We start from the raw sequence: 19,950 nt of genomic DNA on the forward strand, positions 1-19,950 counted from the left end.
GATATGATAAAGAAAAGCTTGAAGGATGGAGAAGCATTTAAAATGAAATTATTGCATATAGCAGATTTACATATGGATCGATCATTTGAAGGGTTGCCGGATTTGCCGGAAGCACTGGCAGAAAAACTTCGAACAGCCAATCGGCAGGTACTGCATCAACTTGTTGATGCTGCCTTGACCAATCAAGTGGATGCGGTGATTTTTTCCGGTGATACGTTTCATCAAAGCAGGACGTCTATTCAGACTCAGGCTTATTTCTTTGAGGAGCTCCAGAGGCTTGCCAGTGAAGAAATTCATGTGATCATCAGCTTCGGCAATCATGATTATTTTGATCCGGAACGCTATTGGTTCAATTTTCCGGAAAATGTTTATTTATTCGAAAAAGAAGAGGTTGAAACCCACTATTTTATAACAAAACAGAATGAGCGGGTGGCAGTTTCGGGATTTAGTTACCTGCAGCCGTGGATTGAGGAAAGCAAACTGCCCGAGTATCCCGCTCGATCAGCAGATTCAGATATTCATATTGGCGTATACCATGGGGATGTATCTATGGGGGATCAGTCCAGATATGCACCGTTTTCTCTGGGAGAAATGAAAGCTTTTGGCTATGATTACTGGGCGCTGGGGCATATTCATCAGCCGCAGATTCTAAGTGCAGACCCGTTGATTGTCTATCCGGGAACGCCTCAGGGGCATACAAAAAAAGAGCAGGGGATTCAAGGAGCCGGATTAGTGACACTGGGAGATCACCATGCCGCTACACAGTTTATTTCTGTTGAAGAAGTTCGCTGGGAATATTCTGAATATTCTCTGGCAGACTGCCAAACGAAGAAAGAGGCACTGGCATATTTAGAAGCAGAGCTGCTGAGGCAGGCACATCAGTACAACACGTTTATATTGAATGAAATTCAATTAAACGACACACATCAATTGGGTGAAGAGTTTGTGATGTCCTGTGAAAATGGGGAAATCCTAGCTTATCTCCAACAGGCTTTGGCAAATCAGGTACAGAACCTGTTTGTCTTTCAGCTGTCAGTTAAAGAAAGCTCTGCATTTCAGAAAATTCTTGTTACTGCCGATCCAAGGCTGCTTGATCAGCTTGAAAAAAACTATCTGCAGCCTGAAATTTTCATGGAAGCAACAAAAGAGCTGCAGCAGCATCCGGTAATTTCTCATCTGGGACTGACAGATGAGGCCTGGCGGAAAAACTGTGTGAAGCTAGCAGATCAGCGAATAAAAGAACGTTTTAGAATTCAGGAGGATCAATAATGAAAATCCTTTCAATAGAGATTGTCGGCTTTGGGAAATGGAATCAGAAAACCATTGATTTTTCAGGAAGCAATCAGCTTGTCTATGGCAGTAATGAAGCTGGAAAATCCACGATTTATCAGTTTATCCAAGCTCTTCTATTTGGGTTTCCTGCTAAAGGGAAAAAAAGAAAGAGTTATCTTCCGAAAAATGGCGGCAGCTATGGTGGACGCTTATGGTTGGAGCATCCGGTTTATGGAAAGGTTCAAATTGAGCGTTTTAAAGAAATGAATAAAGGGCAGGCCAAAGTCTATATAGGGGAACAGGTCGGGGATGAAGAACTCCTGAAAAAGGTTCTTCATCCGTTAACGAAAGAGCTTTTTCAATCCGTTTTTACCTTTCAACAGGAACAGCTGTCTCAGCTGGGAAATCTTGAGGAAGAAGAGTTGCAGACAGCTTTGCTGGCTCTGGGGATTTCCGGAAGCGATCAGCTGTTGAAGACACGAGAGGCTTATTTCAAACAGGCACAGGAAATCTATAAGAGTAAAGGAGCCCGACCGCCGCTGAACAGTTTGTTGACAGCTTACCAGAAACTGTCTGAAAAAATCAGAAACAAAGAGCAGGAAGAGCAGACATTTGGTTCTGTGGTGGCCCAGCTCAAGCAGACAAGTGAAGCTATTGCAGAGCAGCGCTTACGAGTTAGTGAAAGAAAAGAACAATTGAGTCTAGTGGAAAAACAACTGATTAACTATCCGCTTTTTGAAGAGCTGCAGAAACTCCAAAAACAAATACATCCGAATAAAATAACCGTAGAACCTCAAGAAAGCGAGCATCTGCTGGCTCTTTATCAGGAACACAAATTTTTGAAGCAGGAAACAGAGCGTCTAAATAGAACTTTGCAGGAATCGTTTGATGGAGAAGAGCTGTTGCCAGAGTATTTATTTTACCTGAGGGAAGAAGAAAATTTGAAGTATTTTCTGGCTCAGCGTTATACCATCAGCAAGCTGCTGTCTGAAATCGGCTGGATGAGAGAATCCGCTGCTCAGAACAAGCAGGAACTGTTCGCTCTTGAACAAAAATGGGACTGGACCGAAGAACAGCCTCCGCATCTTTTTTTTGAAGATCAGCAGCTGAAGGAGCTTCGTGAAAAATTTATCACGCAAAGGGTTCAAATGCAGACGGAGGAAGAAAATCAGCGCTCTCTTATTGAGAGTCTGGATAGTCAGGAAAAAAACTTGGAAGCTTTTGAGTCAGCCAATCAAAAGATTTTCCAACGAAATCAAAGAAAAAAGAAGCACCAAACCAATACAGCATTGTTGTTAGGCTTGCTTCTGGCAGCACTCATGGGTGTGGTCGGCGGCCTGCTGCTGAGCTCTCCAGTTTGCTGGCTGTCATGGATTTTCGCCCTGATTTGCGGAGGAACAGCCGGAGCTGTATTCTTTCTTCCGCAGAGAAGTACAGAGGATGAAGTGAAGCAGCAATGGCAGCAGAAGCTGTCTAATTTAGACTATCTGAGTGCACAGTTGAATCAGACAGAAGAACGGATGGCTAGGATTGAAAAAGAAGAAGCTCAATTAAATAAGTATATTTTTGAGCAAGCCAGAGCAAATCATTTAGGGAAAATGAACCGCCTGGAGCTTTGGATGAACCATAAAGAAGATATCAAACGTTATCTTCTGCTGATGAACACAAACAAAGAACTGTTTCGTCAGATAGAAACAGAAAGTAAAACTGCCGGTGATTGGCTGAAGCAGACTGAGCGTTACGTGAACTGGCTGCCGATTGTTGGGAAAAATTTGGAAGAACGAGTAAAAATTATCAGTAATTTTACTGACCAGATGGAGCAGCATCGTCTGCTGCAGGAGAGTCGGACAGATAGTTACACAAAACAGTCGATCAAGGAAGTAAAAGAGAAACAGCATAGAGTATTTGAAGAAGCACAGTCGCTCCTTTATAAATATCAGATTTTAGCTATTGATGATGTACCAGAAAAGCTGCAGGATTATCAGCAGACTCAGACAACAGACAGTCGAAAGAAGGAACTGGAGCGGCTTCTGATGAATCTCTATGAAGAAAATACTACTTTAAGCCAGCTCAATGATCGGAAGTATCAGTTGAATGCTGAATTGAAGGGGGCAGAAGATGAAATTTTCCATCTTCAAAAAGAAGAACAGCGTCTGGATTATCAAAGAAAGCTGATGATTGAAGATGGAACGCTTGACCAGCTGTACCAAAAACGTGAAGGAATGAGAGCTGAAATTGAGGCACTTGCTTCTGACTGGACAGGGTATAAACTGGCTGGTCAGCTGTTAATGGATTTGCTGACAGAATTATCTGATCAACAGCTTCCTTCACTGTTGAAAAAGGCGACCTATTATTTTTCTGTAGTGACAGCTGGTGCATATCTAAAGGTACAGCTGGAGAATGAGCAGTTGATCGTTAAGGATGCTGCAGGTCGGGATTTTGCGATTTACGATCTTTCGACCGGAACGAAAGATCAGCTGGTGATGGCTGTCCGCCTAGCATTTTTGGCTCTCATGGGAGAAAAAAGCATCTGTCCGGTAATGATTGATGACGGATGGCTGCATTATGACAGCCAAAGGAAACGACATTTGGCAAAGCTGTTTAGACTTTTTGGAGAAAACCATCAAATTATTTGTTTTTCTTCTGACCAAGAAATGGTAAGCTACTATCAAGAGGAAAAACAGCCTGTTGTACAACTGGAGGGAGAATAGACATGAAGAAAATTCGTGAATTAGCTGTAGATGAAATCTTTGAATTATTTTTACTGATAAAAAATGCAGATGTACGTATTGCAAAAAACGGCAAGAAATTTATCGCTTTTACGTTTCAGGATACTTCCGGAACGATTGATGGAAAGTACTGGGACGCATCAGAAGAAGAAATTCAGCGGTTTGAAGCCGGGAAGGTCATTTTCCTAAACGGCAAGAGAGAAGTTTATCAGGGAAATCCTCAGGTGAAAATTATCCATATGCGCCTCGCGCGCTCTGATGAACCCAATGAGCCTTCTGTCTATATGGAACGGGCACCATTGAAGCGGGAGGATATGGCAGAAGAAATCAATCAGACTATTTTTGAAATTACCAATGCCCGCTGGCAAAGGATTGTTCGTCATTTGCTGACGAAGTATCAGAAAGAATTCTTCGATTTTCCTGCTGCTAAACGCAATCATCATGCTTTTGCTCATGGTCTGGCATATCATACACTGACTATGCTGAGACTTGGAAAGTCCATTTGTACAGAATATCCTGAGGTGAATGCGCCATTGCTGTATGCAGGAATTATTCTTCATGACTTGGGAAAAGTAAAAGAACTTTCTGGTGCCATGAGTACAGAATATACACTAGTGGGAAATTTGATTGGTCATCTGGTTTTGGTGGATGAGGAAATTACGAAAGCCTGTGCAGCATTGAAAATTGATGAGACAGAAGAAGATGTCACGCTGTTACGGCATATGGTTCTTTCACATCACGGCTTGCTGGAATACGGGTCTCCTGTAAGACCAAGACTTATGGAAGCGGAAATTCTGCATCAAATTGATAATATGGATGCATCCATCCAAATGATGCTGACCTCTATTCGTCAGACAGAACCGGGGGATTATACGGATCGGATCTTTGGAATGGATAATCGAAGTTTTTATGTTCCAAAAAAATAGAAAATAACGAATTAATCAAAGTAATCAGTCGAGAAGCCCTGTTTTTAAGGGGCTTCTTTTTTTGTAGAAAAATAATTAGTTCCACAGAGAAAAAACACTGTTTGGTAAAAATTGATGGGAAATAATGAAAAGGTAACCTAGCTAATCAAAAATATATTCATCTGTTAAATATAAATTCATCGAAATAAAAATAACCATTTTCAAATTTTTTATCAGAAAATTTCAATTTGTAAAATAACAGTAATTTTTTCTGTTTATTCGGAATTAAAACCTCACTTTATATAAAATACAATTTGAGAATAAATACTATAAAAGAACATAAAACAATTTAATCAACGAAAAAATTTTAGATATATAGATAACATTTATATTTTAAAACAAAAAAAAATTTGTTTTTTGTAAGCATTGTATTAGATTTAAATTTTTTTCGATCCTATAATCTACTCAGATACGTTGGCGCTAAGAAAACAAAATGAAAGGAAGAGATATGAGTGAGTGTTAAGGGAGGGAGAATTAGGAGTAGCTATAAGCGTTTTCTTAGTATAAAAGATTTATTTGTTTGCAGCCTCGTTATCAACTTGTTCGTCGCAGGGTCATTTGCAGGGATGCTCGGGTATTTTTTTCGCAGTGAAGAAGCTTCAGCAGCTGTACTGGATGTAGAGATATTATCTAATTTACAGACAGTCAATAACAGTAATACAACGCCAACAGTGAGATGGCAGCCTACAGTCAGTAATCAGGCCGTAGATTTTACAATTACGGGTGAAGCACTGGCAAATGTATCAGTGAATTTGACAGGTAAGAAATATGGTGTGCTGGTTATTCCACCGGAACTGGCAAACAAAGTAACCGCCAGAGGACAGGCTACAGTTAATACCAATGTGACGGTGGATATTAGTAAGGTAGCGGTGCTGACTGCAACATTGACGGCAGTCAACAATCTGGTTAATTTGCTTTCAGATATTCAAAACGGAGCGATTGCTCCATTAACCGGTGTTACGTTAAATCTGGATGAAGTGAACAGACAAATCAATTTATTGAATTCTGTTGGTAGTTTGAGTGCTGCTCAATTTATCCAGCCGATGACGCTGACCGATGATGGTCGTGCACTGTATTTTTCGTTAGATGATGGTTTAGGACCTATTCTGGCGAACAATGTTTCGACAATTTTAACTGACTTGTCCAATGCAGTAAATGCGTTGCAGGCAACAGGAACAGGGCTTATTGGCACCGCCTCAGCTCTGACGATTAATACGGTATTGGCTCCGGTAAAATTATCAGTTACATCAGCAATTGCCGCTGCAAAACCTTTACTCACATTGGGAGGTACAGGAGTCCAGCAGTTAGCGGATGCCTCTGCATTAGGCAATACGACCATTAATATGCCTACCAATGTTTCAGGACCGGGCAGTATCACCAGTAACTTGGATGCTGAATTTACCGGAACAGTTATCAGATCCAACCTGATCGATGTCAATTTACTGAGTACAGCTGATGCTGTCTCAACAATCTATTTTGCTGGAGAAACATTTATGCTGGATCAAACATTACTGCCGGATTCATTAAACTTCGGGACTCATTCTATTCAGACCAAGCTGGATGAGACCTTTGCAGCAACTCAGGGAGGGGCTGCCGGAGGAGCCGATACGGTGGGAACAATTCAAGTGACAGATACACGATCGACAGCCAAAAACTGGCAGGTCAAAGTGACGCGTGTTGGGCAGTTGACAAACGAGGCTGCCGCGCTGGGAGCCGCCAAACTTAAAATCTATGGCGGAACTTTGACATCAGATTTTTCCTCTGCCAATGTACGAAGTATCAGTGGTACAACGATGGATCTGTCTGATAATACGCAGCAGGAAGTTATGGCTGTTTTTGGAACTTCTACAACCGGAACAGCTAAACTTGAGATTCCAAAGTTTGAATTGTTTGTTCCAAAGAATACCGATAAGCAAACCGGGCAATATAACACGAAACTTGTATGGACTGTAACAGAGAGTCCCTAGTGAGGAGGAATGGTGAAATTGTTAAAGCAGATTAATTGTTTCTTGTTAATTTTGGGAAGCATCACCCTGACTTTCTTATTTTCCTCACAACAGGCTCAGGCAACTGTTACAAATGGAAATATCCATTACTTTGAGGAGAGTAGTACAGAAAGTTCTACCCAATCTGAAAGTTCCACTGACGACAGCTCTTCTACAAGTGAGAGCAGCACTACAAACAGCAGCAGTACCAGTACTACTGACACTCAGAATTCAGGCGCTCCTACGCAGCCTCAAAATTCCGGGCAGTCTGCTCCAATTGTCAAAGAAGGTACGGATGGGAATTTTCTAAAAACCAACGACACGGTCAATTATCTTTTTGTTGTCGTGGGAGTAATCTTTGTATTAATCGCTATTTATAATTTGAAAAGGATATAGGGGGAGAAAAACATGAAAAAACATACAACTATTTTATTATCTGCTGCGATTTTATTAGGAATTGGCTTAGGCTTTGGTACTACAAGCTTTGCGGAGGACAAAACCACAGATGCGACAGTAAACTATGCACCAGGGGAATTGATCTTTGATCCGGAAACAGGCGATCCGGCTGCATCATTACCAACCAACTTGAACTTCGGTTCACACAAAATTCAGTCAACTGAAGATGAAATTTGGGTTGCAACAGTTGATGGTGTACAAACATCAGCATTGACTACCGGAGCGGTTGCTGTGAGTGATAACCGTGGCGATGAAGCTTCAGGCTGGTCAGTAAAAGTACTACAAACAGATCAATTCAGTGATGGCACAAGCGAATTGACAGGTGCAGCACTTTCTATTGATGCCGGTGCAATTACAAATAATCTGAGCTCTATCCCAACAGGTGCTACAATTGCCAACAGTACGTTAGATTTAGAATTAGGAACAACAGCAGATGTTTTAACAGCAGCACCTGGTGAAGGTGAAGGGGAAACATCTTTGGCGTTAACTAAATTTGAATTGTTTGTTCCTAAAGATGTAGATAAAAATGAAGCAAATTATCAAACAACACTTACTTGGACATTATCAGCTACACCAGTTTAAAAACTAAATGAACGAAATCGGGGCAAAATCTGTACACGTAAATTTTGCCCCAATTTTTAAGAACTTGTATTATCAGCCTGGAGGAGAATGATATGAAGAGAGAACGCCGTACATACCAACCGATTATTTTTGCAGCAGCGATAGCTATTATTTATATTTTCAACTTAGTTGCTTTTCCCTCACTGGTTCATGGAGAATCGTTGAACAGCTTTGATGCAAGTATTCAAGTGCCAGACAGTCAGTCTGATAAGAACTTATCTTATTTCGATGTGACTCTTGATCCGGGAAAGGAAGAGAAACTGGCGATAACATTGGTGAATAAAAGTGAAAAAACTCTTTCATTGAAAGCTTCGTTTAACCGAGCAGTGACCAACAGCGGCGGAGTGATTGAATATTCCGGAATTAATGAAGATACCTCTAAATCCGCATCTTATGATATTGAACAACTCGTTACATTAAGCGAGGAAAATATTCAGCTGGAATCAAATCAGACGAAGGATGTTACGTTAACGGTCAAAATGCCTGAAGAAAAGTTTTCTGGAGTTTTGGCAGGTGGTATCTATTTCGAAGAGGTGTCTGATGAAAAAACAGAAGGAAATGTAAAAAATGTCTTTTCAAGAGAGATAGCTTTGCTGATTCATTCAGATGGACAGGAAGTCCAACCGGAGGTGACGATTACCGGAGCAAAAGCTGATCAGGCGAATTACCGAAATGTCATTGAAGTAGGAATTGAAAATACAGCAGCAGCTTATGTGAAAAAAGTGAACATCGACTACACAGTATTACTGGATGGAAAAGAAGTTTTGACAGGTAAAAAAGAACAGCTGAGTATTGCGCCCAATACCTTGTTTCCTTTCAGAATTCCGTTTGATGGGGAAGAGTTTGAAGGCGGCGAGTATACCGTAGATATCAAAGTAAGCAATGATCAGGGTGAATGGGAAGGCAGTCCTCAATTTACAGTGACCAAAGAAGAAGCTGCAGATATGAATGAACAGGATGTTACAGTTCAAAAATCCGACTTTGAAATTCCATGGTCAACAGTGGCATTGATAGCTGTTTTGTTGGCATTGGCTGTTGTGGTGATTATCACGATTAACAAGAATAGAAAATTGAAGAAGCAGCTAGCTAAAAAGCATAAAAAGAGAAAAAAACGCCCGAGAGCTCAAGCGGTAAAAACTAAAGCAGAATAAACAGGAGCGTCCTTCAAAAAATTAAGCTGTTTTCTATGGTTAAGTGCAGTTGGTTTTGAGGTTGTGACAGAACACTTCTGTCACAACCTCAAACTCAAGGCAAAGCATTAAATGCCTGCAAGCTTCGCTGACCGGGTAATTGGCAAAGTTTCTCTTCTCCAAACAGAAGAACTTAAAATAAAACCAGGAGTTCTCTGATTTTTATTCCTAGCTCTGCGCTTTTATTCAGTTTTTTTATCTTACCAATACAATTTGATGTAGAACCCTAAAAATAAAGCCAGCTGAATACTCAGCTGACTTTTTTTATCTATCATTGTTATTATTTTGAAGATTCAGTTGTGCTTGATGAAGATTCTGTTTCTGAAGAATCAGAAGATTTTTCAGAGGAAGAGCTTGAAGACTCTTCAGTTGCTGTGCTTGAGCTTTCTGTCTGCATGTAGCCTGACAACACATTCTTGAATGCATCATCTTTGATCTTCACGTTTGCAGCTGTCAGTTCATCACTGATTACTTTAGAAGTAAATGTTTGGTCAGCCATTTGTGTTTCCTTGGCAATTTCTTCTAATTGTTCTCTGTAAGGTTCAAGATCGTTCCCTTTAGAAGATGTTTTAGTCATTTTCACAAGGTAGTAGATAGTTTGGTAACCAGTACTGTCAGTTGCAGAAACTGGCTCACTCACTTCACCGTCTTTCAGTTTGTAAGCAGCCTCCTGTACAGCTGCAGGGATTGTAGTAGAAGTAGAGTCAAAGGTTACTTTCCCGCCATCTTCTTTAGTTGTATCTGTAGATTTTTCTTTGGCAATCTTAGTAAAGTCACCGTCTTTATCCAATTCAGCTTTAATTTCTTTTGCTTCATCTTCAGTAGCAACTGTAATGATTTGAGCTTCTACTTCAGGATGGAAGGACGTCCATGCTGTTTTGATGTCAGTTTCAGTTACATCAACATTAGCCTCAAGCCCTTTTTGGTATGCAAGCCCTTGTTTGATCAATGCCTTGTAAGATTTAGTAGTATAGCCTGCTTCCGACAAGTAGTCATCAAAATTGTAACCTTGTGCTTCAGCACTTTCTTTTGTTTTGTTAAATTCAGCATCAATCTCTTTATCTGTCACTTTATCCCCATATTTGTCTTCAAAAACTTTGAAGATAATCATGTTTGCTACAGTTGACTGACTTGTGCTTTCATTTTTGATTCTGTCATAGAAATCTTCAACAGTGATTGTTGAACCTTTCATTGTTGCGATATTGTCAGAACCGCCTGAACAAGCTGCTAATGTAAATACTGCCATGGCACTCGCTGCAGCTAAAATTAATTTTTTCTTCATTCGTTTAGCACTCCTAAATAGTCGTATTTTTGCATTTTTATGTAGAAAGGAATTTCTCACGTTTACTACTATACCACAATCCATGCTCGAAAAGAAACATAGATTTGATAGTTTCAATAAATTTTCAAACTTAGGACACAATTTAAATGAAGTATTTGAAAATTAATTAAGGAAGCAGAAAAAAAGGAGAAATTTCCTCGGAAAAGCTTCATGTAAGAGAGGATGGGACAGTTTTTTCCCGATAGGAAGGCTGCATTGAAATAGAGTATTTTCATCGACTTTCTGCAACTGTGGTTCTCACTGCTGGGAATTTCGATCTATTAATTTCTATAGGACACCTATCGATTAGGAAGGACTTCGTTCAGAGCCTCGGTGTACGGAGGCTCTTCAGTCAGCTGTCGCTGCATTGCTGGCCTCAATATCAATTGAAATAGTCTGATAGTCATGGTTAGAGCCGCAACAGCTATTCTTGTTCCTTTTTCTCCTCCAGTTCAGGCATTTCCGGCAGTTCATTCTGGATTTTAGTCAGCTGCTCCTGAATTTTTTCCAGACGAGGCTTCGCCTGAAAATTAAAATTCGTAATATCTTTATTGATTCCTTTTACAAATGGAGGAATCACAGTTTCAGCAGTTTCCTGGAAATCAGCCAGGTTTGTTTTGAATGTTGCCAGTTTTTCGTTGAAATCATCGTGCAGATACTTCCAGTCATCGATTTCATCAATAATTTTCTGCTTGGTTTCTTTTCCACTACGAGGGGCCATAAACAGTCCGCCGATTCCGCCTACAACAGAGCCGAATAATAATCCTTTGATAAATCCTTTCATTTAAACATTCACCTGCTTTTCAACAGCTGCAGCAATTTCCTGCAGTTCTTCCTGTGTATAATTTTCCTGATTATTAGCAAAACGCATACTGAAACCGTCCTCTTTGGTATATCTGGGAATAAGATGGACATGGGAATGGAAGACAGACTGATAAGCCAACTCTTTATTATTGTTTACGATATTTAATCCTTCCATTTCTGGAAAAGCTTTTTCCAGTGCCAGAGCGATTTTTGGAATGCGGGCAAACACTTCTGCCGCCAGATCAGCATCATACTCAAAAATATCCGTCACGTGTTTTTTTGGGATTAACAGCGTATGCCCCTTTGTTGTCTGACTGATATCCAAAAAAGCGTAGACTGTGTCATCTTCATAGATTTTATAACTGGGAATTTCTTTATTGGCAATTTTACAAAAGATACAATCTTTCATGATAAACCTTCTTTCATAAGCATTTACTTTCCTTTTACTTTACCATATCTGTCTGAAAATGTGTAAGAGTTCCGCAATTGTCTACATGATATAAATGAAAATTTTATTTTTTTGAAATAATAAGCTGATTAAGGTCTGTAGAGAGTGGTGTCTTTCAATTATCTTCTTACCGGACTCAGCCAAGTGAGAAGGATTCAGCATCGGTTTTTGCTCAATTTTCGGGAAATCTTATGTTTGGAGTAGTATGTTGGTTTAAAGACCTTTTTATCGATCTGTTTTGATAATGATCAAAGCAAAAATAGTCAAAAAATAGTTTCTTTCTATGTAAAAGGAAGGATAGAAATAGATAGTTTAAAATTATTCCTCTCAGAGCCATTTTATCTTTGCCTCGTGTTATAATAAAATCATTAAAAAATTTGGAGGCAATAAGATGAGCTTGAAAATTGAGCATTTAACAGGGGGCTACGGTCATGTTCCTGTTTTGAAAGATATAAATTTTGAAGTAAAAGCCGGAGAAATGGTTGGACTGATTGGGTTAAATGGTGCCGGCAAGAGTACGACGATTAAGAATATTATTGGTTTGCTGACTCCTCAAAAGGGAAAGATTTTGATTGATGGCCAGACACTGAATCATAGTCCGGAGAGCTATCGCAAGAAGATAGGCTATATTCCTGAAACACCTTCTTTATATGAAGAATTGACGTTGAAGGAGCATATTGAAGTGACGGCAATGGCGTATGATATATCCGTAGAGGAAGCATTTCGCAGAGCAGATGTACTGTTGAAAACCTTCCGCCTTGAAAATAAGCTGGAATGGTTTCCGGCACATTTTTCAAAAGGGATGAAGCAGAAAGTGATGGTGCTCTGTGCCTTTTTAATTGAGCCAAGTCTGTATATTATCGATGAGCCATTTTTAGGTCTGGACCCATTGGCGATTCATGCGTTGCTGGAATTGATGGATGAGATGCGGAATCAAGGAGCAGCCATTTTGATGTCCACACATATTCTGGCTACTGCGGAGAAATACTGTGACCGTTTCGTTGTGCTTCATGAAGGTGAAATTAGAGCAGTTGGTTCGATGGAAGAACTGCGAGTAGAATTCAATCTGCCGGACTCATCATTGGATGATATCTATCTTGCACTGACTAAGGAAGAAAAGGTGGGGTAGTATGTCGGAACTGTATCGTATGCGTCTATCCCGTCATTTGAAAAAAATGATGAAATATATGCAGTATGTGTTTAATGATCATTTTGTAATCGTCTGTGTTTTTCTATTGGGGGGACTGGGCTTTTATTACTCAGAATTTCTGAAAAATCTGCCTGAAGAATTTGTCTGGGGCAGGCCTTTGGTTCTTCTGATCTGGCTGGCAATTCTTTTTATCGGCAAGCTGGCAACCTTGACACAGGAAGCAGACAAAGTATTTATTCTGCCGAAGGAAGCGGAGATGCCGGGCTATTTTAAACGAGCATTGAGCTATTCAGCAATTCTTCCCGCTGTCTCTATTTTTTTAATCAGCGGGATGACAATGCCGTTGGTAGTAGTAACTACAAGGGAGACCTTCGTATCGTTTATCTATTATCTGCTTATGCTGCTGCTGTTGAAGTTTACTCATCTGAAATGGCAGGAGTTTGATCTCTACCAAATTCCGGGCAATAAAAGTCAGCAGTGGCAGCTGATTTGGCTGTTGGGAAGTGCAGCGGCGATAGCGGCCAGTCTGTATGTGGTGCCTTTGGCCGGACTAATTGTTGCGATTATCTTGTGCGGAATGTTAGGTTACTTTTTACCAAAGTTAAAAGCAGGTATCTCTCTGGACTGGGAAAAGATGATCAAAAAAGAAAATAACCGGATGTACCAGATTTACCGGTTTATCAACTTATTTACAGATGTTCCAGAAATCACAGGAAGTGTAAAAAGAAGAAAAGCATTTGATCCTCTTCTTAATAAGATTAAAAAAGAAAATAAAAATACGTATTTATATCTGTATGCCCGCAGCTTTCTCAGAGGCTCTGAATATAGCGGACTATTCCTTCGTCTTTTGGGATTGGGCGGTGTGATTCTTTACTTTTCCAATGACTTCATTATGTCATTAGGTGCGGCTATCGTATTTCTGTATTTGATGGGTTTCCAGATGATACCGATTTACAGTCAGTTTGACTACATGGTGATGACCCAGTTGTATCCAGCGCCCGCAACTCAAAGGAAACAGGCGGTCAGTTTTCTGCTGATGGTTCTGTTATTCACGGCCGCCGCAATTTTCAGTATTCTTACCTTAATTGCATTGCCGAATAAGCCGGAAGGACTGTTGGTTGTGGCGGCACTGGTTGTTGAAGTAATTGTATTTACAAAGCTCTATGTTCCGCAGCGTTTGAAGAAAATGGAGGGATAATGAATGAAGGTTTTATGGAATGATCAAATCGTTGATCGTGGAGAAGTCAAAATTGATATGGAAGACCGCGGCTATCAGTATGGTGATGGTTTGTATGAAGTAATTCGTGTGTATAACGGGAAGTTATACATGAAGGAAGAACATTTGGAACGCTTGTGGCTGGGAGCCGAAAAGATTAAGCTGGTCCTTCCGTTCACGAAAGAAACACTCAGTCAAAAGCTGGAGGAGCTGGTTGCTGTAGAAGAAATTACAGAAGGAAAGCTTTACTTCCAAATTACCAGAGGGATTGATTCTCCACGTAATCATGTGCTGCCCGATCCGTTAAATGTGACAGGTGTGCTGACTGCGAATGTTATTCCGTATGACCGTCCTGTAGAAAAGCAGCGAAAAGGAATCGGTGTTGGAATTGTTCCGGATACCCGTTGGCTGCATTGTGATATAAAATCACTGAGCTTGCTTGGTAATGTAATGGCACTGGAGCATGCAAGAAGCAGAGGGTTTGAAGATGCGGTTCAGATCCGTGACGGTAAAGTGACTGAGGCTTCTGCAGCGAATTTCTGGATGGTGAAAGACGGCACGATGTATACACATCCAGATGGTAATCTGATTTTACCAGGTATCACGAAAAAGAAACTGGTAGAGCTTGCAGGAAAACTAAGCATTCCGCTTAAAGAGGAAGCATTTGATAAAGAAGAACTATTTTCAGCAGATGAATGCTTTATCTCTGGTTCACTGATTGAAGTGGTCCCTGTTGTTAAAATCGAAGACCATGTCGTTGGCAGCGGACGGCCGGGAGGAATCACGCAGAAGCTGCACAATGAATATATGGCTGAAGTGGAACGTATCTGTAATTAGAATACCATTGACCATTGACAAGTGAATGAAAAGAACGTATAAATTTAGAAAGAACATAAGCCTGAGAGATCCACCATTCTCAGGCTTGTTGTATGTTTTGAATAGATGTATTATTTATAAAATATAAAAGATCATAGTAAGTGAGGAATCCTGAAATGCGTGTAAGAAAAAGACCGGGAGCAGAAGAGCTTTTAGCTGCACATCCGGAATATGTGGTAGATGAACCTGAAAAGTGGCAGGGACGTTGGCACGAACGATTTGGCAATGACTATCCGATTCACATTGAAATCGGCACAGGGAAAGGACAGTTTGTTGCAGGTATGGCTAAAGCCAACCCTGAGATTAATTATATTGGTATTGAAATGCAGGTCAGTGTGCTTTCAATCGCTCTGGAAAAAGTACTGGAAGAAGAACTGCCGAATTTGCAGCTGCTTCATGTGAATGGCGAAGCCCTGACCCAGTATTTTGCTGAAAATGAAGTGGATCAGATTTATTTAAACTTCTCCGATCCGTGGCCGAAAAAGCGGCATGAAAAACGCCGACTGACATCGAAACCATTTTTAGCAGTGGATGAAAAAATCTTAAAGCCAAATGGCGAAATTCATTTTAAAACGGATAATCAGGGATTGTTTGAATACTCACTGGGCAGTTTTTCAAAATACGGCATGATTATTGAACAGGTTTGGCTGGATCTTCACAGCAGTTCTTATGAAGGCAATATCATGACAGAGTATGAAGAAAAATTCTCTGCCAAAGGTCAGCCGATTTATCGGGTGGAAGCAAGATTTCAGGCAGAAGAATAAATAAGTAAAGTTAAACCATCAGTAAAGGCAAAAGCTGCGATGAGCTCAAACAGATAAAAGCAGCCTCTGTCTGTGTTGGGGCTTATGGTACCTCGTCCAATCTGCTGATGGTTTTCAATTTTAATGTAAGCCGACACCTGCTGAATTGTTCGCCGTCTGTGCCTGTTGTTTAACGAAGTCGCTGGCAACAGCTAAAGAAATAATGGTATGCTCCAGCAATTCATCGAGTACATTTACATTTATTTCATAAAATCAGTCTTATTCTCAGTATGCCTACAGCTATTTCTTTGTATATGGAATAAATTCTGACAAATTTATCCCCATCAGAGCGTTGCATATTATTCTGCTAATACCCCATAGATGAGCTAGCCTCTATTCAAGGAATATTTATCGAGGCTGCGCATACAGCATGTCTTGTATGGCCAAAAGACATGCGACGAGCATTCGAAGAAGCGTAGGAGCAAGCTCTTACACATGCGACGAGCATTCGAAGAAGCGTAGAAGCAAGCTCTTAAAATATAGTATAGTAATGAAGTTTTCCAAATTCACAGAATTGTCAGTTCGCATACTAGCAACCTCTTAAGGATGAACATAAATGGCTGTCCATTTATTTCAATCAGAGCAGTGTATACCACCCTACACCTTTTCCGTGTTTGTTCTTCCTCCGTCTCATTCTATAAAAAAAGAAAGGCCCACGGAGAATGGCCTTTCATCTGTATTCCAATGTTTATAAGCGATTGACTTCAATTATCGTACCAGTCTGTGCATCTGCGACAAATGCATACTGAACCAACGAACCGTCCTCAACCCGAGAAACTCCCCCGTTATATGTTTTGGAATGAATCGCAAATTTTCTTAATGGTTTTTTTTCAAGTTCAATCCAAGAGCCTTCAATAGGACCTTCTTTTAAGAACGCAGCCTTTACATTCTCCAGTACAGAATCTGCATCAATCGTTCGTTTTTTTTGATACCATAAAGCAGACAGAACACCGCTGATAACGCCCAAACCGGCGCCCAAGGCCAAGCCGCTCCTAAAATAGTTTAATTCGTTTTCTTCACCCATCAGGAACACCCTCCGTTTATTTAAGAGTATTGTTAAATATTATTATCCTATATAATACCATTCTAACACAGAGTACGCCAAAGAAAGAACCGAAAAAATGTGCATTGCCGTTATTTTGCGTTATAATTAGAAAGAATTGTAAAAATGACAGGAAAAAATGCGTGTTTGAATCCCACATCCGTTCTGATTTTGACGGTGCTGAGGAGGTATTTTTTTCTGAGCTTAAAACGACGATAAGGCAGGGATTGAAATGGAAGAAAAAACATTCCAGCGTATTAAAGAATTAACAGAATTACAGGGGACCAGCGGAGCAGAAGAAGATGTTCGTGCGTATATGAAAAAGCATATCACGCCTTTAGTTGATGAGGTTCAGTATGATGGATTGGGGGGGATTTTCGGTCTGAAGCGCGGAAAAGAGTTGGATGCGCCAAGAGTCATGGTGGCTGCACATATGGATGAAGTCGGGTTTATGCTGACACAGATTAAAGACAACGGACTGTTTGAAGTAGTCCCTCTGGGCGGTTGGAATCCTTATGTTGTTTCCGCACAGCGTTTTACTTTAAAAACGGGGAAAGGCAACTATCCTTGTATTTCTTCGTCTATTCCGCCGCATTTACTGCGGGGAACAAATGGTCAGAAAACACTGGAAGTAACAGATGTCCTGTTTGATGCTGGTTTTGAATCAAAAGAGGAAGCTGAAGAATACGGCGTTCGCCCAGGTGATACAATTGTTCCTAAAACGGAAACCATCAAAACAGCGAACGGTAAGAATATTATCGCAAAATCATGGGACAACCGTTATGGCTGTACATTGGTGCTGGAAGCATTAGAGGCGCTGCAGAATGAGACTCTGGGACATACGCTGATTGCCGGAGCAAATGTTCAGGAAGAAGTTGGTTTGCGCGGATCAAAACCTTCTGTTCATAAATTCAAACCAGAATTGTTTTTTGCGGTGGATTGTTCAGCAGCGGATGATATTAAAACAAAAAAAGGTACCTATGGTCATTTAGGTGAAGGTACATTGCTGCGGATTTTTGATCCGGGAATGATTACATTGCCGCGTGTACGTGAGTATCTGCTGGATACAGCGGAAACAAACAACATTCCTTATCAGTATTTTGTTTCCAAAGGCGGAACAGATGCTGGTGCAGCGCATACAACAAATAACGGTGTACCAAGTGCAGTGATTGGTGTCTGCGGACGTTACATTCATACACATCAAACCATGTTCAGCATCAAAGATTTTGAAGCGGCAAGAGAGATGCTGATTCAGGTTCTAAAAGGACTGGACCGTACAACAGTCAATACAATTATTTATGGAAAGTAGGCGAAAGCTGTGATTATACCTAAAAATCTGGAAGAATTAGCCGGTTATGTGGAAAATGGCAAGAATGTCTTCTTTTTTACTGCAGACTGGTGTGGAGACTGCCGTTTTATAAAGCCTGCACTTCCTGAAATTGAAGAAGAATTCTCTGATTATCAGTTTATTCAGGTGGATCGGGATGAATTTATCGATGTTGCCGCTCAATGGAATATCTTTGGGATTCCAAGCTTTGTCGTTGTGGATAACGGTAAGGAGTTGGGAAGACTGGTCAATAAAGACCGCAAAACCAAACAGGAAATTGCAGACTTCTTAAATGGATTGGAAAGTTCCAAATAAAAGACCTCAGATAAAAGCTGACAAACAGCAGAAACGATACAACAAATAAAACGAAACCGGTGAAGACTGAAAAGGTTTTTCCGGTTTTTTTGAGGGACTGCCGACCTGTAAGAAAAGATAGGCAGATACCGGCTTTTTTGTTAAGATAGTACAGGAACAGAGTGGAGGAGGAAGATAAATGATTTTTTCATATAATAAAGAGCATGTAGGTGATGTGCTGCTGATTATTGTTGCGGATGATCAAGCAAAAGAAAACTACGTGGAGCGCAAAGGCAATGTAGCCAAAGTCACTGTTGACAAGGGTGAGGTGGTTGCGTGGAATATTTTTAAGGCATCAACCATTCTTGGTGAGATCAAAGGGACTGGACAAGTAGAATTAACGGAAGAACAAATTAATCGTTTAAACAAAGAATTGGCTGTCAATGGTTTTATAGAAACTCTGGCTGCAGATACAAAACCAAAAATTGTGGTAGGCTTTGTAAAATCCTGTAAAAAGCATCCAGATTCTGATCACTTATCTATTACAAAAACAGAAGTGGACAATGGAGAAATCCTTCAAATTGTCTGTGGTGCGCCAAATATTAAAGCCGGTCAAAAAGTAGTGGTAGCTAAGCCCGGTGCGATGATGCCTGACGGAATGATGATCTGGCCCGGTAAGCTTCGCGGAGAAGAAAGCTGGGGAATGATCTGTTCTGCCAGAGAGCTGAATATTCCTGATGCACCACAGAAAAAAGGTATTTTGGAGCTGTCGTTCGATGCGGTAGTGGGAGAAGCTTTTCCGATTGGCGGATAAGAAAGATTAAAATGCAAGCAAAATAAAGATAAAAAGAAAAGGACGCAGTCGCGGTGATTGGACTTTTTCGGTTAGAAGCTGTACGACAGCATCTGATAGAAAGACGAGTAAATCAGCTTCTAGACTGAGTCTTTTTTTGACATTAAAGGGATTATAAAATTGGGGGTTAACAAACTCAGTAATAGCAAGGGATAGAGAAGAAATCATTCAGTAAAAAGAACTGAAGAAAAAAATCTGAATCCAGACAAAAAGACCTCGGGTGTGTGCACTGAGGCTTTCTTACTGGAGATACAGTCTTGAGGATCATACCATCGCAGCTGCAAAACTGATTATTGTAGCAAGTGCGAGGAACTGCAAAGAGGTTATGACAGAAGTGTTCTGTCTCAAGAACCAAGTAGGCATCATGCATCATCTACTCTGACGAGTCAATCGTAGTGATTTATTTCCAGAACTACTGTCTTTATGAGTCTAACGATTCTCGATACAACCCATTACGCTGTAGCCGTTTTTCTGTGTCTACGGTTCTCACTACACTACACTTCGTTTCGATCTCATCAATTTCTAAACGGCAGAGCCATTAAGAATTGAAGGACTTCGTTCCGATCCTCGAAGCATGGAGGGGCTTTGCTCCTACGCT

General features: G+C 40.5%; 18 protein-coding genes. 14 read left to right on the forward strand and 4 right to left on the reverse strand.

From position 1 onward, the window contains the following. Window positions 1-42: 42 nt before the first annotated feature. The 7 genes from LI951_RS11830 to LI951_RS11860 all read left to right on the forward strand — a co-directional run bounded on the left by LI951_RS11830 (window position 43) and on the right by LI951_RS11860 (window position 9,179). The gene (locus tag LI951_RS11830) at window positions 43-1,269 is read left to right on the forward strand and encodes a metallophosphoesterase family protein (RefSeq protein ID WP_229442302.1); all 1,227 of its coding nucleotides are present in this window, start codon (window positions 43-45) and stop codon (window positions 1,267-1,269) included. Next, window positions 1,269-3,983 carry an ATP-binding protein gene (locus LI951_RS11835; RefSeq protein ID WP_229442303.1) on the forward strand — a complete coding sequence of 905 codons (2,715 nt, stop codon included), beginning with the start codon at window positions 1,269-1,271 and terminating at the stop codon, window positions 3,981-3,983. Before LI951_RS11830 ends, LI951_RS11835 begins: the two co-directional genes overlap by 1 nt. A 2-nt stretch (window positions 3,984-3,985) precedes the next feature. After that, on the forward strand, window positions 3,986-4,927 hold the full coding sequence (locus tag LI951_RS11840; RefSeq protein WP_202066456.1) for a 3'-5' exoribonuclease YhaM family protein: 942 nt from the start codon (window positions 3,986-3,988) through the stop codon (window positions 4,925-4,927). Window positions 4,928-5,418: 491 nt separating this feature from the next. Continuing rightward, window positions 5,419-6,933, forward strand: a complete 1,515-nt coding sequence (locus tag LI951_RS15250) for an adhesive domain-containing protein (protein ID WP_229442304.1) — start codon at window positions 5,419-5,421, stop codon at window positions 6,931-6,933. Window positions 6,934-6,951: 18 nt separating this feature from the next. Next, window positions 6,952-7,347, forward strand: a complete 396-nt coding sequence (locus LI951_RS11850; protein WP_229442305.1) for a hypothetical protein — start codon at window positions 6,952-6,954, stop codon at window positions 7,345-7,347. Window positions 7,348-7,359: 12 nt separating this feature from the next. Further along, a complete protein-coding gene (locus LI951_RS11855) occupies window positions 7,360-7,989 on the forward strand; it encodes a WxL domain-containing protein (protein ID WP_202066467.1) in 630 nt (209 codons plus the stop codon). Window positions 7,990-8,081: 92 nt separating this feature from the next. Further along, window positions 8,082-9,179 carry a DUF916 and DUF3324 domain-containing protein gene (locus LI951_RS11860; RefSeq protein WP_202066469.1) on the forward strand — a complete coding sequence of 366 codons (1,098 nt, stop codon included), beginning with the start codon at window positions 8,082-8,084 and terminating at the stop codon, window positions 9,177-9,179. A gap of 319 nt (window positions 9,180-9,498) precedes the next feature. Here the strand turns inward: LI951_RS11860 and LI951_RS11865 are convergent, their stop codons facing one another. The 3 genes from LI951_RS11865 to LI951_RS11875 all read right to left on the reverse strand — a co-directional run bounded on the left by LI951_RS11865 (window position 9,499) and on the right by LI951_RS11875 (window position 11,752). Further along, entirely contained in the window at window positions 9,499-10,500 is a 1,002-nt protein-coding gene (locus tag LI951_RS11865) for a peptidylprolyl isomerase (protein WP_202066471.1), read from the reverse strand. Between the two features lie 463 nt (window positions 10,501-10,963). Then, on the reverse strand, window positions 10,964-11,323 hold the full coding sequence (locus LI951_RS11870; RefSeq protein WP_202066473.1) for a YtxH domain-containing protein: 360 nt from the start codon (window positions 11,321-11,323) through the stop codon (window positions 10,964-10,966). After that, a complete protein-coding gene (locus LI951_RS11875; protein WP_229442306.1) occupies window positions 11,324-11,752 on the reverse strand; it encodes an HIT family protein in 429 nt (142 codons plus the stop codon). It lies immediately after the preceding gene. A gap of 430 nt (window positions 11,753-12,182) precedes the next feature. Between LI951_RS11875 and LI951_RS11880 the strand changes: the two genes are divergently transcribed. From LI951_RS11880 to trmB, 4 genes are all read left to right on the forward strand, one after another. After that, complete coding sequence (locus tag LI951_RS11880; RefSeq protein WP_202066477.1) at window positions 12,183-12,920, forward strand: ABC transporter ATP-binding protein; 738 nt, start codon at window positions 12,183-12,185, stop codon at window positions 12,918-12,920. A 1-nt stretch (window position 12,921) separates the two neighbouring features. Beyond that, window positions 12,922-14,139, forward strand: a complete 1,218-nt coding sequence (locus LI951_RS11885) for an ABC transporter permease (RefSeq protein ID WP_229442307.1) — start codon at window positions 12,922-12,924, stop codon at window positions 14,137-14,139. Between the two features lie 3 nt (window positions 14,140-14,142). Next, on the forward strand, window positions 14,143-14,994 hold the full coding sequence (gene dat, locus LI951_RS11890; RefSeq protein WP_229442308.1) for a D-amino-acid transaminase: 852 nt from the start codon (window positions 14,143-14,145) through the stop codon (window positions 14,992-14,994). A 155-nt stretch (window positions 14,995-15,149) separates the two neighbouring features. Next, window positions 15,150-15,797 (forward strand): tRNA (guanosine(46)-N7)-methyltransferase TrmB, encoded by a 648-nt coding sequence (gene trmB, locus LI951_RS11895; RefSeq protein ID WP_229442309.1) that lies wholly within the window; start codon window positions 15,150-15,152, stop codon window positions 15,795-15,797. Window positions 15,798-16,524: 727 nt separating this feature from the next. On the opposite strand, the gene LI951_RS11900 is transcribed toward trmB, so the two are convergent. Continuing rightward, window positions 16,525-16,860, reverse strand: coding sequence for a peptidase (locus LI951_RS11900; RefSeq protein WP_229442310.1), 336 nt, complete (start codon window positions 16,858-16,860; stop codon window positions 16,525-16,527). Between the two features lie 250 nt (window positions 16,861-17,110). On the opposite strand from LI951_RS11900, the gene pepA reads away from it, so the two are divergent. From pepA to ytpR, 3 genes are all read left to right on the forward strand, one after another. Next, window positions 17,111-18,187 (forward strand): glutamyl aminopeptidase, encoded by a 1,077-nt coding sequence (gene pepA / locus LI951_RS11905; protein WP_202066486.1) that lies wholly within the window; start codon window positions 17,111-17,113, stop codon window positions 18,185-18,187. 9 nt (window positions 18,188-18,196) lie between these two features. After that, entirely contained in the window at window positions 18,197-18,520 is a 324-nt protein-coding gene (locus LI951_RS11910; RefSeq protein WP_202066488.1) for a thioredoxin family protein, read from the forward strand. 178 nt (window positions 18,521-18,698) lie between these two features. Then, complete coding sequence (gene ytpR / locus LI951_RS11915) at window positions 18,699-19,313, forward strand: YtpR family tRNA-binding protein (RefSeq protein WP_229442311.1); 615 nt, start codon at window positions 18,699-18,701, stop codon at window positions 19,311-19,313. Window positions 19,314-19,950: the final 637 nt, after the last annotated feature.

This window comes from Enterococcus sp. BWT-B8 (assembly GCF_020567625.1).
Taxonomy (GTDB): Bacteria; Bacillota; Bacilli; order Lactobacillales; family Enterococcaceae; genus Enterococcus_L.

Bases quoted from the DNA above. Each gene is read 5' to 3' on its own strand.
- LI951_RS11830 (WP_229442302.1), top strand. From the start codon at position 43: ATGAAATTATTGCATATAGCAGATTTACATATGGATCGATCATTTGAA.
- LI951_RS11835 (WP_229442303.1), top strand. From the start codon at position 1,269: ATGAAAATCCTTTCAATAGAGATTGTCGGCTTTGGGAAATGGAATCAG.
- LI951_RS11840 (WP_202066456.1), top strand. From the start codon at position 3,986: ATGAAGAAAATTCGTGAATTAGCTGTAGATGAAATCTTTGAATTATTT.
- LI951_RS11855 (WP_202066467.1), top strand. From the start codon at position 7,360: ATGAAAAAACATACAACTATTTTATTATCTGCTGCGATTTTATTAGGA.
- LI951_RS11860 (WP_202066469.1), top strand. From the start codon at position 8,082: ATGAAGAGAGAACGCCGTACATACCAACCGATTATTTTTGCAGCAGCG.
- LI951_RS11865 (WP_202066471.1), bottom strand. From the start codon at position 10,500: ATGAAGAAAAAATTAATTTTAGCTGCAGCGAGTGCCATGGCAGTATTT.
- LI951_RS11870 (WP_202066473.1), bottom strand. From the start codon at position 11,323: ATGAAAGGATTTATCAAAGGATTATTATTCGGCTCTGTTGTAGGCGGA.
- LI951_RS11875 (WP_229442306.1), bottom strand. From the start codon at position 11,752: ATGAAAGATTGTATCTTTTGTAAAATTGCCAATAAAGAAATTCCCAGT.
- LI951_RS11880 (WP_202066477.1), top strand. From the start codon at position 12,183: ATGAGCTTGAAAATTGAGCATTTAACAGGGGGCTACGGTCATGTTCCT.
- LI951_RS11885 (WP_229442307.1), top strand. From the start codon at position 12,922: ATGTCGGAACTGTATCGTATGCGTCTATCCCGTCATTTGAAAAAAATG.
- dat (WP_229442308.1), top strand. From the start codon at position 14,143: ATGAAGGTTTTATGGAATGATCAAATCGTTGATCGTGGAGAAGTCAAA.
- trmB (WP_229442309.1), top strand. From the start codon at position 15,150: ATGCGTGTAAGAAAAAGACCGGGAGCAGAAGAGCTTTTAGCTGCACAT.
- LI951_RS11900 (WP_229442310.1), bottom strand. From the start codon at position 16,860: ATGGGTGAAGAAAACGAATTAAACTATTTTAGGAGCGGCTTGGCCTTG.
- pepA (WP_202066486.1), top strand. From the start codon at position 17,111: ATGGAAGAAAAAACATTCCAGCGTATTAAAGAATTAACAGAATTACAG.
- ytpR (WP_229442311.1), top strand. From the start codon at position 18,699: ATGATTTTTTCATATAATAAAGAGCATGTAGGTGATGTGCTGCTGATT.